The organism is Providencia hangzhouensis (assembly GCF_029193595.2).
GTDB lineage: Bacteria > Pseudomonadota > Gammaproteobacteria > Enterobacterales > Enterobacteriaceae > Providencia > Providencia hangzhouensis.
In genome coordinates this window covers 1,249,371-1,270,057 of record NZ_CP135052.1, presented here as the reverse complement: position 1 = coordinate 1,270,057, position 20,687 = coordinate 1,249,371, and the positions used below count along the sequence as shown (strand labels likewise).

The 20,687-nt window shown below is 38.0% G+C and carries 17 protein-coding genes and 1 tRNA gene; 7 read left to right on the top strand and 11 right to left on the bottom strand.

What is annotated here, in order from left to right:
- Positions 1-58: 58 nt before the first annotated feature.
- Complete coding sequence (locus tag PZ638_RS05470) at positions 59-577, bottom strand: fimbrial protein (protein ID WP_094961292.1); 519 nt, start codon at positions 575-577, stop codon at positions 59-61.
- Positions 578-1,156: 579 nt separating this feature from the next.
- Here PZ638_RS05470 and PZ638_RS05465 point away from each other — a divergent pair.
- Both PZ638_RS05465 and PZ638_RS05460 read left to right on the top strand, forming a co-directional pair.
- Positions 1,157-1,783, top strand: coding sequence for a response regulator (locus tag PZ638_RS05465; protein WP_004262426.1), 627 nt, complete (start codon positions 1,157-1,159; stop codon positions 1,781-1,783).
- A 7-nt stretch (positions 1,784-1,790) separates the two neighbouring features.
- Positions 1,791-5,408 carry a response regulator gene (locus tag PZ638_RS05460; protein ID WP_272674012.1) on the top strand — a complete coding sequence of 1,206 codons (3,618 nt, stop codon included), beginning with the start codon at positions 1,791-1,793 and terminating at the stop codon, positions 5,406-5,408.
- Between the two features lie 137 nt (positions 5,409-5,545).
- On the opposite strand, the gene arsC is transcribed toward PZ638_RS05460, so the two are convergent.
- The 10 genes from arsC to PZ638_RS05410 form a co-directional block, all read right to left on the bottom strand.
- The gene (gene arsC, locus PZ638_RS05455) at positions 5,546-5,983 is read right to left on the bottom strand and encodes a glutaredoxin-dependent arsenate reductase (protein ID WP_094961290.1); all 438 of its coding nucleotides are present in this window, start codon (positions 5,981-5,983) and stop codon (positions 5,546-5,548) included.
- A 10-nt stretch (positions 5,984-5,993) separates the two neighbouring features.
- Positions 5,994-7,283: an arsenic transporter gene (locus tag PZ638_RS05450; protein WP_206277715.1), complete on the bottom strand. Its 1,290-nt coding sequence runs from the start codon at positions 7,281-7,283 to the stop codon at positions 5,994-5,996.
- Positions 7,284-7,338: 55 nt separating this feature from the next.
- A complete protein-coding gene (arsA, locus tag PZ638_RS05445; RefSeq protein ID WP_180312476.1) occupies positions 7,339-9,090 on the bottom strand; it encodes an arsenical pump-driving ATPase in 1,752 nt (583 codons plus the stop codon).
- A 13-nt stretch (positions 9,091-9,103) separates the two neighbouring features.
- Positions 9,104-9,469, bottom strand: a complete 366-nt coding sequence (arsD, locus tag PZ638_RS05440) for an arsenite efflux transporter metallochaperone ArsD (protein WP_180312475.1) — start codon at positions 9,467-9,469, stop codon at positions 9,104-9,106.
- Between the two features lie 47 nt (positions 9,470-9,516).
- Positions 9,517-9,852: a metalloregulator ArsR/SmtB family transcription factor gene (locus tag PZ638_RS05435; protein ID WP_180312474.1), complete on the bottom strand. Its 336-nt coding sequence runs from the start codon at positions 9,850-9,852 to the stop codon at positions 9,517-9,519.
- Positions 9,853-10,321: 469 nt separating this feature from the next.
- A complete protein-coding gene (locus tag PZ638_RS05430) occupies positions 10,322-11,065 on the bottom strand; it encodes an MAE_28990/MAE_18760 family HEPN-like nuclease (RefSeq protein WP_180312473.1) in 744 nt (247 codons plus the stop codon).
- Between the two features lies 1 nt (position 11,066).
- On the bottom strand, positions 11,067-12,182 hold the full coding sequence (locus PZ638_RS05425; protein WP_180312472.1) for a DUF262 domain-containing protein: 1,116 nt from the start codon (positions 12,180-12,182) through the stop codon (positions 11,067-11,069).
- Positions 12,179-13,399: a DNA methyltransferase gene (locus tag PZ638_RS05420; protein WP_180312471.1), complete on the bottom strand. Its 1,221-nt coding sequence runs from the start codon at positions 13,397-13,399 to the stop codon at positions 12,179-12,181. The genes PZ638_RS05425 and PZ638_RS05420 overlap by 4 nt, the downstream gene beginning before the upstream one ends.
- A 105-nt stretch (positions 13,400-13,504) precedes the next feature.
- A complete protein-coding gene (locus PZ638_RS05415) occupies positions 13,505-14,710 on the bottom strand; it encodes a tyrosine-type recombinase/integrase (RefSeq protein WP_206277917.1) in 1,206 nt (401 codons plus the stop codon).
- 195 nt (positions 14,711-14,905) lie between these two features.
- Positions 14,906-14,982, bottom strand: a tRNA-Arg gene (locus PZ638_RS05410).
- Between the two features lie 187 nt (positions 14,983-15,169).
- On the opposite strand from PZ638_RS05410, the gene folD reads away from it, so the two are divergent.
- From folD to fruA, 5 genes are all read left to right on the top strand, one after another.
- On the top strand, positions 15,170-16,027 hold the full coding sequence (gene folD, locus PZ638_RS05405) for a bifunctional methylenetetrahydrofolate dehydrogenase/methenyltetrahydrofolate cyclohydrolase FolD (RefSeq protein ID WP_094960991.1): 858 nt from the start codon (positions 15,170-15,172) through the stop codon (positions 16,025-16,027).
- Between the two features lie 18 nt (positions 16,028-16,045).
- Positions 16,046-16,258, top strand: a complete 213-nt coding sequence (ybcJ, locus tag PZ638_RS05400) for a ribosome-associated protein YbcJ (protein WP_094960990.1) — start codon at positions 16,046-16,048, stop codon at positions 16,256-16,258.
- Between the two features lie 445 nt (positions 16,259-16,703).
- Positions 16,704-17,864, top strand: a complete 1,161-nt coding sequence (fruB, locus tag PZ638_RS05395) for a fused PTS fructose transporter subunit IIA/HPr protein (protein ID WP_206277281.1) — start codon at positions 16,704-16,706, stop codon at positions 17,862-17,864.
- Positions 17,861-18,805 carry a 1-phosphofructokinase gene (gene fruK, locus PZ638_RS05390; protein ID WP_004260245.1) on the top strand — a complete coding sequence of 315 codons (945 nt, stop codon included), beginning with the start codon at positions 17,861-17,863 and terminating at the stop codon, positions 18,803-18,805. The genes fruB and fruK overlap by 4 nt, the downstream gene beginning before the upstream one ends.
- 11 nt (positions 18,806-18,816) lie before the next feature.
- Positions 18,817-20,511, top strand: a complete 1,695-nt coding sequence (gene fruA / locus PZ638_RS05385; protein WP_241098180.1) for a PTS fructose transporter subunit IIBC — start codon at positions 18,817-18,819, stop codon at positions 20,509-20,511.
- Positions 20,512-20,687 lie beyond the last annotated feature (176 nt).

Here is a 20,687-nt window from a genome sequence, read left to right as displayed (position 1 = left end):
ACATCCCCTTCGAACAAAAAGCAGGCCACCAGCATAGTGGCCTGAAGGAAATTCACTATTATTTATATGTCAGGTTGAAGTCTGCTGTTGCATTAGCAGAACCTGCTTTCACATCTTTCTTAGTAGAAACATAAGCTGCAGAGAAATAAAGAGTATTTGAACCAACTTGTAATGCAGTATCAGCAGTCGCTGTACCTAAAGCTAATTTTTTACCTTTACCGTCATAGATTGCCACACCAACGTTTTCAGCTGCACCTTGGCCGCCATCAAGTGCTAAAAGTGTTGCATCATCTCCGTTAGCCTGGCCCGCGAATGAAACAGCTACATTCTTGAATTGAGCCACATCACAATTCAGCAAGCTGATTTGGAATTTCTTATCCGCTGATTTAGCTCCTGCATCTGCGAATGTAGCTGTTTTAACTTGAGCCATTTGAACAGTTTGGTCCCAAGAGTTCTGTGCTACCTCACATGGTGCAGTCACGATATCACCTACGAATTTAACTGTACCGTCTTTAGCATTAGCAACTTGACCAACACAAAGCGCAGCAAAAATAGCAGTAGCAATAATCTTTTTCATTTCTAATTCCTTTTTTACTGAATCAATATATAACCCAGTGTTAAAATATTTAATTTATTAATATATTATGGTTATCACTACCACATTAATTCCCATTAATGTCTGTGGTACCTGTTTAATCCATTAACTTATTAATCCTTATGCCATTAATCTGTTAAATAGAAATGGCGAGATACACTCTATGTAGTGAAATAGAGAAAAACATAGTTTCGTAAAGTTAGTTTCCATGATCGTCATTATCTATTAAAATAATATCATTCACCTCCTAGGTTTAGTTTAGGCTAATCTAATTATTAAGAATTGAAGGCTCTATTGTATTTTCCATAAAACAGTAGAGACATCTGAACACAGCCACAGTGCATAGGTGTATTTTGAGAGGAATAGCCATAAAATGTAATAAGACAAAAAAGCAATTTATGTAAGTTAATTATTAAATTTATGACAGATAAATATTACAAAAATATACATTGCAGCAAATTCAAACGCTCATTAAACTAATAAAAAAAACAATTAATTTTTCATTTGGCACCTGCACCTATGTTCATCGCGCTTTAATTTACTAGCCAGAAAGGGAAAAATATGAAAACAGTACTGATAGTCGATGACCATCCAGTAGCACGGCTTGCTGTAAGAATACTATTAGAAAAAGATGACATGACCATTGTAGGGGAAACCGCTGATGGCCATGAAGCTATCCAACTTGCTAAAACTCTCTCTCCCGACTTAATCATGATAGATATAGATATCCCATCACTTAATGGGATTGATGTCATGCAGCGATTGCGTAAAAATAACTACACGGGAGGGCTTCTTGTGTTATCTGCAAAAGATGATGACCATTACATTCGTCGCTGTGCAAGTGTCGGTGCCAGTGGTTTTATTAGCAAACGCAATAACTTAACGGAACTACATGTCGCAATTCATGCGATTAGAAATGGATATGGCTACTTTCCACTTAATCTGAATAAAATGGATGCTTCTCCTAGTAATCATCTTAATGACAAACAAAAAATCGCCGAGCTCTCCACAAAAGAACTACAAGTCTTACATTTACTGGCTAAAGGGATGAAAAGCATTAACATTGCACAACAAATGCGCATCAGCGATAAAACTGTTAGCACTTATAAAAGACGACTAATGCTTAAATTAGATCTTCATAATATTGCAGAGCTATACGACTTTATTCAACGCAATAATTTGGATTAATATATCGATGCGTAACCTAATCCTAATAGTTTGCTTGCTTATTGGTCTGTTTCCTTGCTCATTTTCTGCATTCCAACCTTATGAAGTCAGACTTTATAGCCAAATTGAAATTCTCCCATCAAAATTTGAATTAAGTGATTATGATTGGAGATGGCTAGGAGAAAAACAAGAATTAGCGATTGGTGTCTACGCTCCTAATAACCCTCCCTTTGATTTAGTATTAGAATCAGGAATTTATAAAGGAATTTCTGCAGATAGCATCATGACCATCATGCGTAACTTAGGTTTGCGCTTCAAAATTATCTACTACCCAGATAGAGATATAGCATTACAGGGTCTGCTCAATGGCGAGATAGATATGTTAGCTGATGATGGCAAAAGGCAAAGAAACGAGAGCTATGGTTTTCTCAAAAGCGCTCCATATATCCCTGATTATCCTGTACTTATTTCACGAAAAGCGGCAATGTCCAACAAGCATCCCATACCTCATGGTGCTCGTATTGCTACAGTTCAAGGCTATCCAAGCAATGAATGGATCAAAAAATATTTTCCTGATGCTAAAATTGAACGTTTTCCTTTACCGCAAAATGCGTTATCTTCCGTCGCATTTGGTGAAAATGATTATTTCCTAGGTAGAATGATCGTGGCTAATTTTTTACTTGAACGCCACTATGCAACAACATTATCCACTGCTGAGATTTTCTCTAATGAAAATATTGGCCCAGTCTTTCTCTTCCATCCTAAAAATGCGCAATTAAAGCGTACTGTAGATATCATTTTAAGCTCAATATCATTAGCTCAGCATGATATTATTTTTCATCATTGGAGTTCAAAACCCGATTTATGGGCGCTAAAACAATCTGTGGTATTCACACAAAAGGAAATAGATTGGCTAAAACAACACAACGAGTTAAAGGTCGTCATTAATTCACTAAATGCCCCCTTCACATTTTTTGACTCACAAAAACAATTTCATGGCCTTTCTGCAGATATACTTAATCTCATCCATTTCATAACAAATATTAATTTTAAAGTCATTGAAGCAAGCTCTGAAAAAGATGAGATTGCTTTATTGAAAAAAAATAAAGGGGATTTCATTGCTTCAATTACAAAAAATTCAAAAAATGATAAAGAATTACTATTTACTCGTCCTTATGTTCTCCCCCCATTTGTTTTAATTGTTAGAGACACGCCATTAGCACATAAAAAAATTGCTCAGACAGCAAAACTTGCGATTACCCCTGATAATGCAATTCACGACTGGCTAACAAAAAACTATCCTCAAGTGGAATTAATTGAAGCTAAAGATACCTATACGGCTTTGCAAATGGTCAATGAAGGAAAAGTAGATGGTACCATCGAGAATCTTATCAGCGCTCACTATATGATTGACCGATATTTTCGTAGTCGATTTAAAATCAGCGAACAATTAAGCGAGGATACAGCTTATATATCGTTTGCCGTAGGACGTGACCAGCCTGAGTTATATAGCATATTAGATAAAGCGATTGCATCTATTCCGCCGAGAGATATATCAGTATTAACTAATAAATGGCTAGGCTCACCAGATGTTAAAATGGATACATGGACAGTATACCGCACCGAGTTCTACACATTAGCTTGCATTGCCACTATTCTTATTATTACCTCTTTAATATGGAATTATTATTTACATCGTGAAATTCGATTAAGAAAATATACACAAAAACGCTTACAAGAACAGGCTATATTCTTAGAAACTCTTTATAATGGTACTCCTGTTCCTATTTATGTCATTGATAAAAGCGGAACGATAATAAATAGTAATTCAGCATGGGAGAGTTTTTTCAGCCCTGATAATGAAAACATAAAACAACTTTCATTGACATCACAACAACACCCGCTATCGACAATTTATCAAGAATTGCATTCTCTTTTCGATGAGCCTAATAGGCTAGTTTCTCCGCCTAAACGTTATCAAATAAAAAATAGAATGGGTGAAAGGGTCATAGTGCATCAAGCAGTCGCATATAGAGACAACCAAGGTAATATCTCTGGTCTCATCTGTAGTTGGCAAGATATAACTGAACATGAACAACTCCTTATCGAGCTCTCTAGTGCTCGCCAACGCGCAGAACATGCAAGCCAAACAAAAAGCAATTTCCTTGCTATCATGAGCCATGAAATTCGTACCCATATCAGCGCAATTATTGGGTTATTAGAATTAGCCGCCACGAATAAAAATCAGCAAGATGATATAACAGAATCAATTCAAATACCGTATGAGTCCGCATTATCATTGATGGGACTTATAGGCGATATTTTAGATATGGCAAAAATTGAATCAGGAAAACTGGAACTCGTCCCTGAGTGGGTAAAAAGTAATGAATTAGCAACTCCCGTTGTCCGTTTATTTGAAGGATTAGCTAAACAAAAAGGTATTTCTCTACATTATCATCTTAATGCTATCCATCCTGATGAAATATATATTGACGCTTTTCGACTACGTCAAGTTATTTCCAATCTACTTAACAACGCTATTAAGTTTACTTCAGAAGGAACTATTGAAGTTATCATTAATTATCTCCCACAGAACCATGAACAAAATATTTTAAGGATCATTATTTCTGATACAGGAATGGGAATTGAAGAGAACAGACAAGAATTGATTTTTTCCCCCTATACCCAAGCTGAATCAAGCAGTAAACATAAAGGAACAGGTCTTGGCTTAGCTATTTGTAAGCAACTTATATCCATGATGAATGGGACTATTACCTTATACAGCCAATTAGGGCATGGCACTCAATTTTTAATAGATATCCCCGTCAAGCATCGTAAAAACACTAGAGTTTCGCTTCCGACACTTTATAAGACCACAAAAAATAATAAACGCTTACGAATACTTGCCGTTGATGACCATCCTGCAAATCGCCTGCTATTAGTACGTCAATTAACAAGATTTGGTCATCATGTCACTGAAGCAAAGAGCGGGAAACAAGCCCTCGAATTATGGAAGAAAAATGCAATAGACATCGTAATTACCGATTGTAATATGCCTGATATTGATGGGTTAGAATTAACTCGGCAACTACGGGAAATATCCCCCCAAACTCTAATTATTATTGGATTAACTGCAGATGCAAGGCAAGAAGAACGCCAACGCTGTATAGAGGCGGGTATGGATGACTGCCTATTTAAACCTTTACGTCTATCTCAGATTGAAGCCCTGCTATTACGCTGCACCCTTCAACAAATAGAAGAAGATACAGAAGAGCCCATTCCACCAATGTTAAATAGTTTAATTAATTTAGATGCATTAATGCAGTTGACTCAGGATGACCAACAGTTATTAAATAAATTACTTCAAACGAGTCTTCAAGAAAATATAGAAGATATACAACAAGCAGAACGCTTATTCGAAAAACAAGACTGGCTTAATTTAGCGCATTATTGTCATCGTTTAGAAGGTTCTAGCCAAATTATTGGCGCTAAAAAAATCGCATTAGAATGTAAATTACTAGAAGAGTACTTCCTTACTGGTAATACATCTGATGAAGTAATATTACAATTTAACCAAACAATGCGATCAATCAAAACTTTAAATCAAGCTATTGAAATGTATATCACTATGCCACTTCAGAGCTAGATTTCCATGAGATGATTAGCAAGAAAATAGGGAACCGATAGCTAACGTGAATAATAGTTAGTTGTATTGTGTTCCCTAGAACAAGTTTTATTTAATTACATAGATAAAACACTCAACTTTCTTAGATTTTAAACTAATTAACCTAATCCTTTTTTGTGTTTTACATGGTGATTACTAATCACTATTTGACCATCTTCCTTGATGAAATCACTTGTAAGAGGTTGAGGCAAAATATCTAACACAACTTCAGAAGGCCGACACAACTTTACGCCTAACGGCGTGACGACAATTGGCCTATTAATCAATATTGGGTATTGCAACATAAAATCAATAATTTGGTCATCAGTATAGCTATCTTGTTCTAAATTTAATTGCTCATACGGCTCAACATTTTTTCGTAATAATGCCCTTACCGTAATTTTCATATCGGCAATAAGTTTTATTAACACATCTTTAGTTGGTGGCGTTTCTAGATAATAAATAATCGTCGGCTCAACCCCACCATTACGGATCATGGCTAGGGTATTGCGCGAAGTACCGCAATTGGGGTTATGGTAGATGGTAATCTCATTCATTGGGTTACCTTTAATTTAACAGTGAAAGTCGAAGCACTAACGCAACGAGTGTGATAATGAGTACAGGGATAGTCATGATAATCCCTGTTTTGAAATAATATCCCCATGTAATGGTCATGTTCTTTTGTGATAAAACATGCAGCCATAACAATGTCGCCAAACTCCCTATTGGGGTGATTTTAGGACCTAAATCTGCACCAATCACATTGGCGTAAATCATCGCTTGTTGAATTAACCCTGTCGCTTCACTCCCTTCAATGGATAGAGCCCCAATTAATACCGTGGGCATGTTATTCATTATGGATGATAAAAATGCCGTAATAAATCCAGTGCCTAGCGTTGCTACCCATAGTCCTTTATCAGCAAGATAATTGAGCGTTTCAGAAAGATAACCGGTTAGCCCTGCATTTCTTAAGCCATAAACAACCAAATACATACCTAGGGAAAAAATGACAATTTGCCACGGCGCACCACGTAATACTTTTTTGGTATTAATCGTATGGCCTCTGGCCGCAATCACCCAAAGAATTAAGGCACCAATAGCGGCAATCGCACTAATCGGAATACCTAAAGGCTCTAAGACAAAAAAACCAACAAGTAATAACACTAATACAAGCCAACCTGCTTTAAACGTCGTTATGTCTTTAATAGCTAAAGCAGGTGCACTCAATTTAGTGGCATCATATTGCTTAGGAATATCTTTACGGAAAAACCAATGCAACGTCACGAGCGTTGCGATAATTGCTGCAATATCCACTGGCAACATAATTGATGCATATTCCGTAAATCCAATATTAAAGAAGTCCGCAGAAACGATATTCACGAGGTTCGAAACAATCAGCGGCAAGCTCGCTGTGTCTGCGATAAACCCGGCAGCCATAACAAATGCCAATGTCGTACCTTTGTTGAAACCAAGTGCCAATAACATCGCAATCACAATGGGCGTTAATATCAATGCTGCACCATCGTTGGCAAATAAGGCGGCAACCGTTGCGCCAAGTAACACGATATAACTGAATAATAGCTTTCCTTTACCCCCGCCCCACTTGGCAACATGTAATGCAGCCCATTCAAAGAAACCACTTTCATCTAAAAGTAGGCTAATGATAATGACGGCAACAAATGTCGCCGTGGCATTCCAAACAATGTTCCAAACTATCGGAATGTCTTGAAAACTGATCACACCAAAGATCAGTGCCAATACGGCTCCTGCAGTAGCACTCCAGCCAATACCCAGTCCTTTGGGCTGCCAAATAACAAAGGTGATCGTTAAAATAAAAATGAATGCGGCAATAAACATAGCAACCTCGTTGAAAAGGTGCTTTTTCGCACCTTTTATTTTTAGAAAATAAAACTTATTCTGCGAGCTGACTTAATGCGAAAATCCCCACAGGCTCTGTATCAAGTAAAGGAACTATAGCAACACGTTTTGCCAATGTTGATGTCACCTTTTCAATCTGAGCGACTTCCTGTTCTGCTCTTGAAAGTAACAATGGTGAGGTTGTTTCCGTGATAGATAGACTGTTATTGATCACCCACGCCCACGGATGTATATCTGCCCGTATTAAATCATTTTGTAAGTTTTCCGCCTCAAGCACAGGCGTAGTTTCAGCGAGTGTCGTAATAATAACTTTGGTTCGTTCAGGATCTTGTAATTGCATCATCGGCGTTAAGTAGTGGCCTTTTTCGCCCATTTTTTTGGCAATTTCTTTATGGTATGCTCCTGTTGCATCCAGAAGTAATAATGTATGCCCGGTCGGCGCAGTATCCATGACGACAAAACGTTTACCCGCGTCTCTAATGATGCGAGAAAAGGCCTGAAATACCGCAATTTCTTCTGTACATGGAGAGCGTAAATCTTCCTCAAGTAATGCGCGCCCCTCTTCATCTAAATCTTTCCCTTTGGTTTCTAAGACATAATTACGATAACGCTCAGTTTCAGCAATAGGGTCAATTCGGCTAACTTGAAGATTGGGTAAAACACCATTGAGGGTTGATTCAATATGCGCGGCTGGATCAGATGTGGTCAGATGTACATCAAGCCCTTTTTCTGCCAATTTAACTGCGATTGATGCCGCAATCGTTGTTTTCCCTACACCACCTTTGCCCATTAACATAATCAGCCCATGCTGTTGCTGAGATATTTCGCCAACCAGTTCTGACAAGGTAGGTAAAGAAATAGGTTGTTTTGTCGGGGTAATAGTTGGAATTTGTGGCATGTCATTAGATAACAACGGCTTCAGTGCATCGACACCCACCATATTGATATTTTGTAAATAAAGAATATCAACAGGTAACGAGCGTAGTGCTTCAGGCATAGACTCTAATGCCGCTTGTTCACGAGAGTAGAGTGCATAGGATAACTTATCATTTTCAGTCACTGCCGTTTCAGGGAAAACACCATTGACAATCAATTGCTGATTTTTGATACCCAGAGATGACAACTCGCTATAGGTTCTTGCGACTTCCCTCAATGCGGCAGACTGAGGTCGTGCAACCAAGACTAGCCTTGTTAGTGATTTATCACTCAACGCTTCCACCGCCATGCTGTACTGCTCACGTTGTTTATCAAGACCAGACATTGGCCCTAAACATGACGCACCATCAGGATTGTCACTAATAAAATCACTCCACGCACTCGGGAGTTGTAATAAACGGATGGTATGCCCCGTTGGTGCGGTATCAAAAATGATATGGTCAAATTGCTCTGTAATTTCGGTATTGGTTAACAACCCAGTAAATTCATCGAAAGCTGCAATCTCTGTGGTACAGGCACCTGATAGCTGTTCCGTAATACTTTGAATTACCGCTTCAGGTAAACTTTCTTTGATTGGATTAATAATTTTGTTTCGATGTTCTTCGGCTGCGGCTTGAGGGTCTATTTCAATAGCAAGTAGATTTGGAACCAATGTTATTGGCTTAATATTGTTGCCTATCGATTGAGAGAATACTTGCCCAACGTTAGAAGCTGGATCAGTGCTCACCAGTAAGACTTTTTTCCCTTTTTCAGCCAACTTAATTGCGGTCGCACAGGAAATAGAGGTTTTACCCACCCCACCTTTTCCAGTAAAAAATAAATAATGAGGTGTGTTATCTAAAAATTTCATTTTATTGCTCCTGTTAACAACACGTTTTACCATTACCACAACACGATTTAACACTTTCAGCTTTTTCAATATTCGGTCGGATACCAAACCATCTGGCTAGCTCATGTCGTTTTGGGTATCGACCAGTCAGCACAATCTCACCATCAAGAATAAATAGTGGAAGTGACTCGGCACCTGCGGTTTCCAAAAATATTTTCGCTTTTGTGTTGTTAACGAACTCCATAGGCTCTTGCGCTAAATTAAAACGCCTTATACTTGCCCCTTGTTTTTTTAACCAATCCGCATCTGTTGCGAAGTCTACCAATGCTTGATCGACTTCAGTTCCGCAAACACCAGTGCTACAGCATAACGCTGGGTCAAAAACTTCTAGTTTTTTCATATCTCAACCTTATATATGTTTTTTCGAATATGTTAGCTTAAAAATTTTTATATAGAACAGCTACTCGCAGACTCTTTTGTCTCTAGACTCTTAAGCAAACCTGCAACTCTATTTTTCTCTGTGGCATAGGTGACATCAATGATACTTTTCACCCACGGTAGTAATGCCGGAGATAATCGATAATGAACCCATTTACCATGCTTTGAATCGAGCAAAAGACCTGATTCTCTTAGCATTGCTAGGTGCCGAGACGTCTTTGGTTGCGATAAATTCAAGGCCGTATAGATATCACAAACACACAATTCCCCAGATGCTTTTAGCAATAGCACGATATCCAGTCTGGTTTGATCGCCTAAAATTTTAAACAGTTGTAATGGTTCCATGCCAGCTCCTAAATAATTGATTAGGATCCTACTCTCAAAAAACACATATGTAAAATCAAATATGAAAGTTAATGCTAGAAAGGATTTTAAGCTGAAGAATTCTTGCTAGTTGGACAACACTGAATAATATGAATTGGTCATAATTTTATAAAAGTCTAAATCTGTAGTGAAATTTCATTAATCTCTTCATTAGAAAGGTTACCGAAGAAAAGTTACTGAGCTCTTCGGCTAAATTAAGTAAACCAGATTTATGTTTAACGTATGATTGTTAATATATAAAATTGGAGTTACATCATATTTTTTACTATTTTCACATCCATATTAAAATATACTAACTCACAGTAAACTACCATACCAGTCGTGACTGGTATACACTAAATCAATGTGACACAAAATTCTGAATACCCCCCTTATATTTTGCCTTTAATATCATGGTATGCATGAGAATCATACATAGCTATATGATATTTTACATTGGGGCCGTATTTTCATCCTCTATATCTTCCAACCATTTAAGTGTAGCTTCATGAAGAGCTTCAATCAGGTTTTCAATATACATAATTAATGAATTAAACTTTCTGGGTTGTAAATTCACTCTAAACTCACCATGTCCCAATGAATTTCTCATACCAACCACTTCGCCTAATTGCGACAAATCAAGTGATGAATAATCTAGTCCGATAGCTTCAAGATTTGTTTTTACTACAGACTCATTAACATTAGAAAAAGTCATAACTAATTCAGATACATCACAATCAGATAATACTGACTGATTAAACCTATCTATATCTTGAATAACACTACTTGTCAGTTTGAATGCACCTTTTGTTACTTTCTTTTTAAATTGACCATTATCATGTACTACACCTCGATGATAATCAATATCATAAATATTTCTTATCATATCAGTATATCGACTAAAGAAAGGCTCTTTTTGAAGCCATAGCGCCCTGATTTCAGGCGAATACATTAATGCTTCTTTGTCTAATTGCTTTAATGTATTTAAGCATACAGATATTGTTTCAGTAAAAAAACCTTCCCAAGAAGAATAAATCATTGGTACAGCTATAGTTCTGAACATACTTGACTTATCTTGTTCTTGAGATCCAGTTAAAAACTGCTCAATTGATTTTATGCTATTAAGAAAATCAAAGCTTTCACTCTTTGTTTTTCTTAATTGTACTCGAAAATCTTCAAAATCAGTTATTCGCATTTTAACTAAACACCGCTTCACCAAGGTTAATTCTTTTCTCTAATTTTAATTTAGTATTAGAGCCAGCACCAGTACAAGATCTTAATTCATCCATTTTAACTGTCATCAAATACTCAAAACGTTTAGCTACCTCTGATGGTGTTAAATTATCAACATTCTTAAAGATCCCCACAGCAACTACATCTAACAAATTAGTACTAAAAGCCCCTACGGGTTGTCCATCCTTTCTAAATTTAAATGCTTTCCCTGATAGTTCAGCAAGATTAATTAAATCAAATGTTCTTTTTATTTTTAATTCAAAATTAATATCTATTACATTATTTTCTGCAGCATAAAACATAAATTCATCTAAAAAATCAGATACTCCATGAACAAATTTATCTGAGTATGTCAAGGAAGCCATTATTCTTAATAATGCCTCCTCTACACCTTGAGATTTTTGACCTTCTTCATTAATTCCTAAAGCTTTCACTATATCTTGAATTTCAGCTAATGTTCTTAATCTATTAGCAAAATTTGATCCAACTAGTCTTGCCATACAATTTCTAATTTCTTGGTCACTTAATCGCACTCCAGATCTATTCAACCTCTTAAAAACATTATATTTTGTTTCTGCTTTAGTTTCCTGCTCTAATATTACAATGTTAACCCTTGCATTTTTTATCGTTCTTGTAACTTTTTCAGGTAAGCTTTTAGCTTCCCAGCCTTCTAATTCAGTTACAATTGGAGTATCTTCTAAAACAGTTGGGTTTTTTATATCATTAATTGAATTAATTTTCTTAGCATTATCAATTAATTCCTTACTAAAAATTTCCTCAGAAAAAAACCTGATAATAGTACTGATGCGCTGTAATCCATCAATAACTTCTTGCTTCCCCTCTTTATCAATATAAAAAAATAAAGTTGGAGTAGGTATATTTAATAATAATGATTCAATAAACTGGCTTTGCCTTGAATTATCCCATCTAAAAAGTCTTTGATAGTCTGGTGAAATTGTTATTTCATTATCTCTATATAAATTTATTAGCTCTCTCCAAGTTGCCGTATATGAATCAGTTACTACCTCATCTCTTTTATCATCAATCTGATTAAGTAGATTACTTACATTGTGGTTCATTTTGTCACCTTTATTACTTTTTCAAAATATTTTTTATCTTTAATATAAATGGATGATCTGCTGTTAATCTGTCCCAATATTACTTTAACATTCTCTTCATATACAATTTCTTGTTTAGAGAACCCTATTCCTTTTGCCATTTCACAGTAAATGCTGTATAAAGGAATTTCTATTTCTTTATAATATGAATTCTGTATTACTAAATAGGCTGATTTCCCATTACTTAGTACTCTATATATTTCCAAAAGAGATTCATAGGCATCATGAAAATATCTTATTTTATTTTTAAGATAATAACTATTTGATGCTATTGAATAATGTTTAGAAACTCTAGATAAAACATCCAGACAAATATCACCCCATAATGGACTTATGTCATCTTGAATGGAAGGGACTGTTGTTGTCCCCATAGTCTGCTTTCTAACTAAGTCATATCCATCAATGCCAGATATAACCTCTAATTCAATTCTTGTTGAGACAGCATAGTCAATTCTAGTTAAGTAAGGAGGTGATGTTATAATTAAGTCAACTGAAGAATTACTAATAGGTAGCTTCTTACTGTCGGCATTAAATACTTTATAACTTGACATCCCATAATTATCAGAATAATTATCTTTTAACTCATGAATCATTTTCTCATAGTTATTTTTATATTCAATAACAAAATCTAATTGTACACTTTTTGACACGGATTTTTTAGAAATCCATGTAGGATTAGACCCAGTTTTTATCGTGAAATTCTTACGAATTGTCACAAAAAGAACACTACAAAAAAATGCTTTGATTGAATTAATATACTCTGCATCTTTTTCATTACTAAAAATACCACAAATTATATCGTAGTATTTTTTTGACTGCTGAAATAATGATATATCACTATTTTCATATTTACTATAATGCGTAAAAGCATCTAAAATCTTGTTCAAATACTCTCTACAATCAAATTGTAGCTCTGTAATAATACTTTTACTCTTAGCGGCAGCGAAATAACTCATTACTGGATTAATATCAATACCAATACAATTTATCCCCAATTTTTGACAAACAATGCCAGTAGTTCCACTACCAATCCAAGGATCAAGCACTGTTGAACCGCATTCTAATTTTTCTACATGCAAGACAGATTTCACAAAAGACTCTGAATAACCTGCATAGTAAGGATGCCAAGAATGTAGCCCCTTACGTTCATTTTTGCCTCTCTTTGCACCAGAAATCATCGCTAAACCACTTTATCTAAAATTGACTATCTGAGCTAATATGCTCACTATCCTATAAAAATTTTAGACATCTTCACTGTTATTGCTGAAGATGTCTATTGATTACTAAAAATTCACACTCACCACATTCCCTACCCCACACTCCAACTCATCAATATAGTCCGCATACCACTGGATCATCTCTCTTCTGTTTTCAAGGTACTGAGCATGGTTATACGTACCACGGATGGTATTCTTATCAACGTGAGCAAGTTGAAGCTCAATCCATGCCGTATTGAATCCCTTCTCATGCAAGATAGTGCTCATTGTGTGCCTAAAACCATGTCCAGTTGCTTTTCCATGATAACCAATACGTTTAAGGACCTGATTAACACTCGCTTCGCTCATTGGCTTGGTAATGTCATTTCTACCGGGGAATACCAACTTATAGCGTCCTGTAATGGCTCGAACTTCACGTAATGCCGTGATGACTTGAGTCGATAATGGAACAAGATGTGGGCGGCGCATTTTCATTCTTTCTTTGGGGATCTCCCAAATACAGCGTTCGAAATCAAACTCACCCCATTCTGCTAAACGTAGCTCAATAGTTCTCACGCCTGTTAACATCAGAATTTTAGTTGCTAGCCGAGTGATTGGGCTACCTGAATAATGATTTAATGCATTAAGAAATTCAGGTAATTCGTTAGCAAGCAAATGTGGATAGTGTTGTGCTTTGGGTGGTGTTAATGCGCTAGCAAGTTCAGAAGCAGGGTTATATTCAGCTTTACCCGTTACAATAGCGTATCTGAAGACTTGGTTACATGCTTGACGGATCTTACGTAACTTGTCTAGCACTCCCCTTTTTTCTAGTTTACGCAGCGTACTGAGTACCTCTAGTGGCTTTATTTCAGCTATTGGCCTTTTACCTAGATCAGGAAAGATGTCATTTTCAAATGACTCCATTAAATCTTCAGCATAACCTTTCGACCAGTTTGGCTTTTTATATTCGTGCCATTCGAGGGTTACGGCTTGAAATGTATTATTAACCGCCGATTTGCGTTCTATCTTTTCAAGCTTTTTCTGTTCTGAAGGATCAATGTTGTTAGCTATTTGACGTTTTGCTTCATCTCGACGCTGTCTTGCATCAGCTAAGGAAATTTCAGGGTAAACGCCAAGAGCTAATGTTTTTTGTTTTCCGTCGAATCGATATTGTAACCGCCAGTATTTAGAACCATTAGCATGCACGTAAAGGTGCATTCCTTCACCGTCAGTGAGTTTGTATCCTTTATCGGCAGGCTTTGCCGCTCTTACCTTCACATCTGTTAGTGCCATATAGGAACTCCCATGAGTTTGTGTTGGTATAAGAATTCATTGAACCTGTATGTACCAACGCATATACCAACAAATATTACTTGATGTAGGTTGATATAGGTAGATGTCAGTTGAACGAAGAAAGGTTAAAATCAGTTAATCCACTGAATTTTAAGCATAAAAAAAGACATCAGTTGATGTCCATTGACTTCAAAATGGTACGCCCTACAGGATTCGAACCTGTGACCTACGGCTTAGAAGGCCGTTGCTCTATCCAACTGAGCTAAGGGCGCATTGATAATGCGGGCAGCCTATCTGGCTGATGGCGTTGAATTATACGGTTGCTGAGCGCTGAGTCAATGGCTTTTCGCTACTAAAATAACTATATGCTCATTTTATGTAATAGTTTGAACTGACAAGGGCGCTAACTTCTGACAAAATAGAGCCATTACCGTGTCTCATATATGGATTAAGTTACAGATGTTAGCAAAAATTATTGATGGGAAAACGATTGCGCAGACAATTAGGCAGGAAGTTGCCCAAAAAGTACAATTACGTTTAGAACAGGGAAAACGTGCTCCCGGTCTTGCCGTTATTTTAGTCGGCGCTAACCCAGCTTCACAAATCTATGTCGGCAGCAAACGCCGTGCTTGTGAAGAAGTCGGTTTTATTTCACGTTCTTATGATTTACCAGATACAACGACAGAAGCTGAATTACTCAAGCTAATTGATGATTTAAACCAAGATCCTGAAATTGATGGAATTTTAGTTCAATTACCATTACCTGCTGGTATTGATAACGTCAAAGTCATTGAGCGCATTCATCCAGACAAAGACGTTGATGGTTTTCATCCCTATAATGTTGGTCGCTTGTGCCAACGTGCACCACGCCTTCGTCCATGTACTCCCAAAGGGATTGTTACTCTACTTGAGCGTTGCGGTATCAACACTTATGGTTTAAACGCCGTCATTATTGGCGCATCCAACATTGTTGGTCGTCCAATGAGCCTAGAGCTTCTGCTAGCAGGTTGCACCACAACAGTAACGCATCGCTTTACCAAAGATTTAGAACACCATGTTCGCCATGCTGATTTAGTTATCGTCGCTGTGGGGAAACCCAATTTTATTCCTGGTGAATGGATTAAACCTGGAGCGATTGTGGTCGATGTCGGTATTAATCGTTTAGAGAGCGGCAAAGTCACGGGGGATGTCGATTTTGACGAAGCCGCGAAAAACGCCGCTTGGATAACCCCAGTTCCTGGTGGTGTTGGCCCAATGACTGTTGCAACTTTAATTCAAAATACCCTTCAGGCATGTGAAGAGTACCACGATATTTAATGTAATTTTGGAGTTATCATGGATATATTCAATTTAGATGGCCATCCACACGTCGAACTGTGTGATTTGCTAAAAATTGAAGGCTGGGCTGAAAGCGGAGCAATGGCAAAAGCCATGATTGCAGATGGCTTAGTTGAAGTTGATGGCGTGGTCGAAACACGCAAGCGCTGTAAAATTGTAGCGGGTAAAATCGTTTCAATGGGCAGCGAAAAAATCAAAGTTGTAGAATAGATGCAATTAGGTAAGCTGAAAAACTTCAGCTTACCTCCTTTCTAGAATCAACAATGCACTCCCCCTCCCTTTTATTCAAAATATTCTGATTTATTACAAGACTGACAAAGCCATTTTGAAGTTCTAGAAGAATTTTTTCTTTAAATCATTTTTACTGTATTAAGCATTTAAGCAATCAAATATATTGAAAATCTAATTTATTGTTTTATATAAATAAAAATCTTCAGCAACCACTTCAGCTTTAACTTAAAACAGATAAAAAATGCGAAAATCACCCCTTAAAAAATTTAACTTAGATCTCATTTTTTGTATTTCACACCTTAACTGCATAGACAAGACTAAACGATTCAGCTAATCTTGTTAACGATAACATGATTAACAAATAATCAGGTCCGCTTGCAAGTCTTCTGGCTGATCCGTCTATAAATAATAATCAGGAGAAATTATGTTTAACTTACCAATAAGTGATATCCACCTTGCAGCTGCTGCATCTGATAAAAAAAATGCAATAGAACAAGTCGCTAAAGCATTAGAAAATGCTGGCTATGCAAAAAGCGGTTATGCGCAAGGGATGCTTAACCGAGAAACCCAAGCTCCTACCTTTTTAGGAAATGGCATCGCTATCCCACACGGGACAACAGAGACACGAGACCAAGTGTTGAAAACAGGTTTTGCTGTTTTCCAATTCCCTGATGGTATTGATTGGGGGGATAACCAAACTGCTTATATTGTTATTGGCATTGCCGCTCAATCAAACGAACATCTCGAATTACTTCGTCAATTAACCCATATAATCAGTGATGAACACACAGCGGATGCAATGGCCAAAGCAAACACCCCCGAAGCCTTAAAACAACTTCTAATGGGTGAACGCCAAACTCAACCGGTGAAACTTGATGACTCTATGGTCACGGTTAATGCCAGTGTTGATAATATAAACACATTAAAAATACAGAATATTATTAACCTACAAAACGCCCAAGCTGTTAGCACCGACTTCATTACCCAAGTTCTCACTCAAACACCTTCATATTTAGGTCAAGGTATTTGGTTAAGTGATAGCCCTATTGGAAATATTCAGAATGCAATTGCAATAGCGACCGTAAAAAATCCATTTAACTTTCAAGATAACCCGGTCAACGCCCTAATCACCCTTTCTTATGCCAACTATCAAATAGAGTCTTTTTTACTAAAAATTAATGACTTATTGAAAAATAAAGAAGTAAATCTAATTTCCGATGATGGTAACGTTAACAGCCTAATTGGTTTATTGCGCAGTGAAAACTCACACGAAGAAAACGGATCATCGGATACGAGTACATCTGGAATCACTCAGGACTTCACCATTCTTAATCCACATGGGTTACATACGCGCCCTAGCACCCAGTTAGTTACCACCATTAAGCAATTCGAAAGCACAATTACCGTCAGTAATCTTGATGGTACTGCAACTCCCGTAAATGGCCGTAGCTTAATGAAAATTGTTAGTTTGGGCGCTAAATGTGGGCACCGTTTACGAATTCACGCAGAAGGCACAGATGCACAAAAAGCCATCGTTACCATCGGTGAGGCAATTAATTCAGGTCTTGGAGAAGAAATCGCATGAGCAGAAGAGTCGCCACTATCACTTTGAACCCCGCCTATGATTTGGTTGGGCTATTACCTGATATTCATCGAGGTGATGTGAATTTAGTCAAAACGGCTGGGCTTCATGCCGCTGGAAAAGGCATAAATGTGGCCAAAGTACTTAAAAATTTAGGGATTGATGTCACTGTTGGTGGTTTTTTGGGCAAAGAAAACCAAGATGGTTTCCAAAAAGCTTTCAGCGAAACAGGAATTGCTAACCGCTTTCAAGTTGTTGAAGGCCGCACCCGTATCAATGTGAAACTGACAGAGCACACCGGCGAAGTTACCGATTTTAACTTCTCAGGCTTCAGTGTCACTAAAGCGGACTGGCAACGTTTCGTCACCGACTCACTTAGCTGGGCAGGTCAGTTTGATATGATTTGCGTCAGTGGGAGCTTGCCTCAAGGAGTTGATTTAAAAGACTTTACTCAATGGATGTTACGCCTTAGAGAACAGTGCATGTGTGTCATTTTTGATAGTAGCCGCGAAGCCTTTGTCGCTGGGCTCAAAGCTTCTCCTTGGTTAGTAAAACCTAATCATCGTGAACTTGAAATTTGGGCAGGCAAACCGCTCCCAACTCATCAAGATATCGTTGATGCCGCGAATCAACTTCGCCAACAAGGTATTGCGCATGTAGTAGTTTCTTTAGGCGAAAAAGGCGCTATGTGGGTCAATTCATCAGGCGCTTGGTTTGCTAAACCACCTGAATGTGACGTTATTAGTACCGTTGGCGCAGGGGATTCAATGGTTGGTGGATTAATTTATGGGTTAATGATGAGGCAAACAAGTGAGCACACACTACGCTTAGCTACCGCTATCTCCGCGCTTGCAGTCTCTCAACCCAATGTCGGTATCACTGACCGAGCGCAACTTGCACATATGATGACAAAGGTTGACTTACAACCGTTTACGGCTGAATGAGGATGAAAAACATGAAAATATTAATCGCTCCAAGCCACCAGCAAGGCCCTGCTATTTGCTGGCTAGCCATCGATGCTTTAAAGAATGTATCTACCTTACAAAATATCACTTTCACTGAACAACTTACTGATGCAGATATTGTGATTTGTTTTGATACCGAGTTACCTGAAAATTTTAATTGTGCAGATAAAAAAATCTATTTCGGTCACCCCGATATCGCTGTTAGGCAACCTGCTGAATTCCTAACATCAACAATTAACGAAGCCACACTTTGTGAGCAACACATCAGTGAGCCACAGCACACGAAATCGTACTCTGTATTAGCCGTTACAGCGTGCCCTACAGGGGTTGCGCACACCTATATGTCTGCAGAAGCACTTGAAGCTGAAGCAAAAAAACGCGGCTGGAATATCAAAGTTGAAACCCGTGGTTCTGTCGGGGTTGGGAATGAAATTACGCCAGAAGAAATTGCACAAGCTGACTTAGTCATTGTCGCAGCTGATATCGAAGTCAATGTGGATAAGTTTACGGGGAAACCCATGTACCGCACCTCCACCAGTGCCGCATTGAAGAAAACAGCACAAGAAATGGATAGAGCAGTAAAAGAAGCGAATATATTCACACCACAAAATGGAAAAAATTCATCACAATCAAGCCAATCCAACGAAAAACGCGGAGTATATAAACACTTACTTACCGGGGTATCATATATGCTCCCCATGGTTGTCGCTGGGGGATTATGTACTGCGCTTTCATTTGCATTTGGCTTAGATGCATCCAATGTAGAAGGATCACTGGCTTGGGCGCTTAGCCTCATTGGCGGGCAAACTGCCCTTGCCTTAATGGTCCCCGTGTTATCCGGTTATATCGCCTATTCCATTGCCGACAGAACGGGTTTAACCCCAGGTTTAGTCGGTGGGGTACTTGCAACCACTTTAGGCGCCGGTTTCTTAGGCGGGATCATTTCCGGTTTCCTTGCGGGTTATAGTGCTCACTTTATTAGCACCCGATTAAAATTGCCACAAACTATGGAAGCGTTAAAACCAATTTTAATCGTGCCACTCATTTCCACTTTATTTACGGGTTTAGCCATGATCTATGTTATTGGTCACCCTGTAGCGTGGTTAATGGATTGGCTAACTAACTGGCTAAATACCATGGGGACGACTAATGCGGTGATCTTAGGCGCAATTTTAGGAGCGATGATGTGTACGGATATGGGAGGCCCTGTCAATAAAGCGGCATATGCCTTTGGTGTCGGTCTATTAAGTTCACAAACCTATGCACCAATGGCGGCAATTATGGCAGCGGGGATGGTGCCACCGCTGGCAATGGGTGTTGCAACACTATTAGCACGACATAAATTTGTACCTGCTGAACGCGAAGCAGGTAAAGCCTCTTTTGTTCTCGGTTTATGTTTTATTTCAGAAGGTGCAATCCCATTTGCCGCCAAAGACCCGATTCGTGTTCTTCCTACTTGCATTATTGGTGGCGCAATAACAGGGGCGCTATCCATGTACTTTGGTATTCAGCTAATGGCACCTCACGGTGGTTTATTTGTGCTGTTAATACCCGGAGCTATTAATCATGTATTGATGTATTTATTCGCGATAGTGGCTGGTACGGTGGTTTCAGGTGTGCTTTATGCCATTGTCAAAAAAACAACGCCCAAAGAGGCTCAACAAGAAATGGCGAGTATCGCTTAATCACACAACTTTAAGTTCCATTCCTAGTCCCTGTTGGTAGTCTTACTTCCCCCCTTAACTGGGGGGCTTTTATCTCTCCCCAAAACAAAAACGGTTAGATATCAATATCTAACCGCTTGAACACATGAAAATTTATTTTTAAATCAATCAGTACTCAAAATGATAACTTGGGGAGC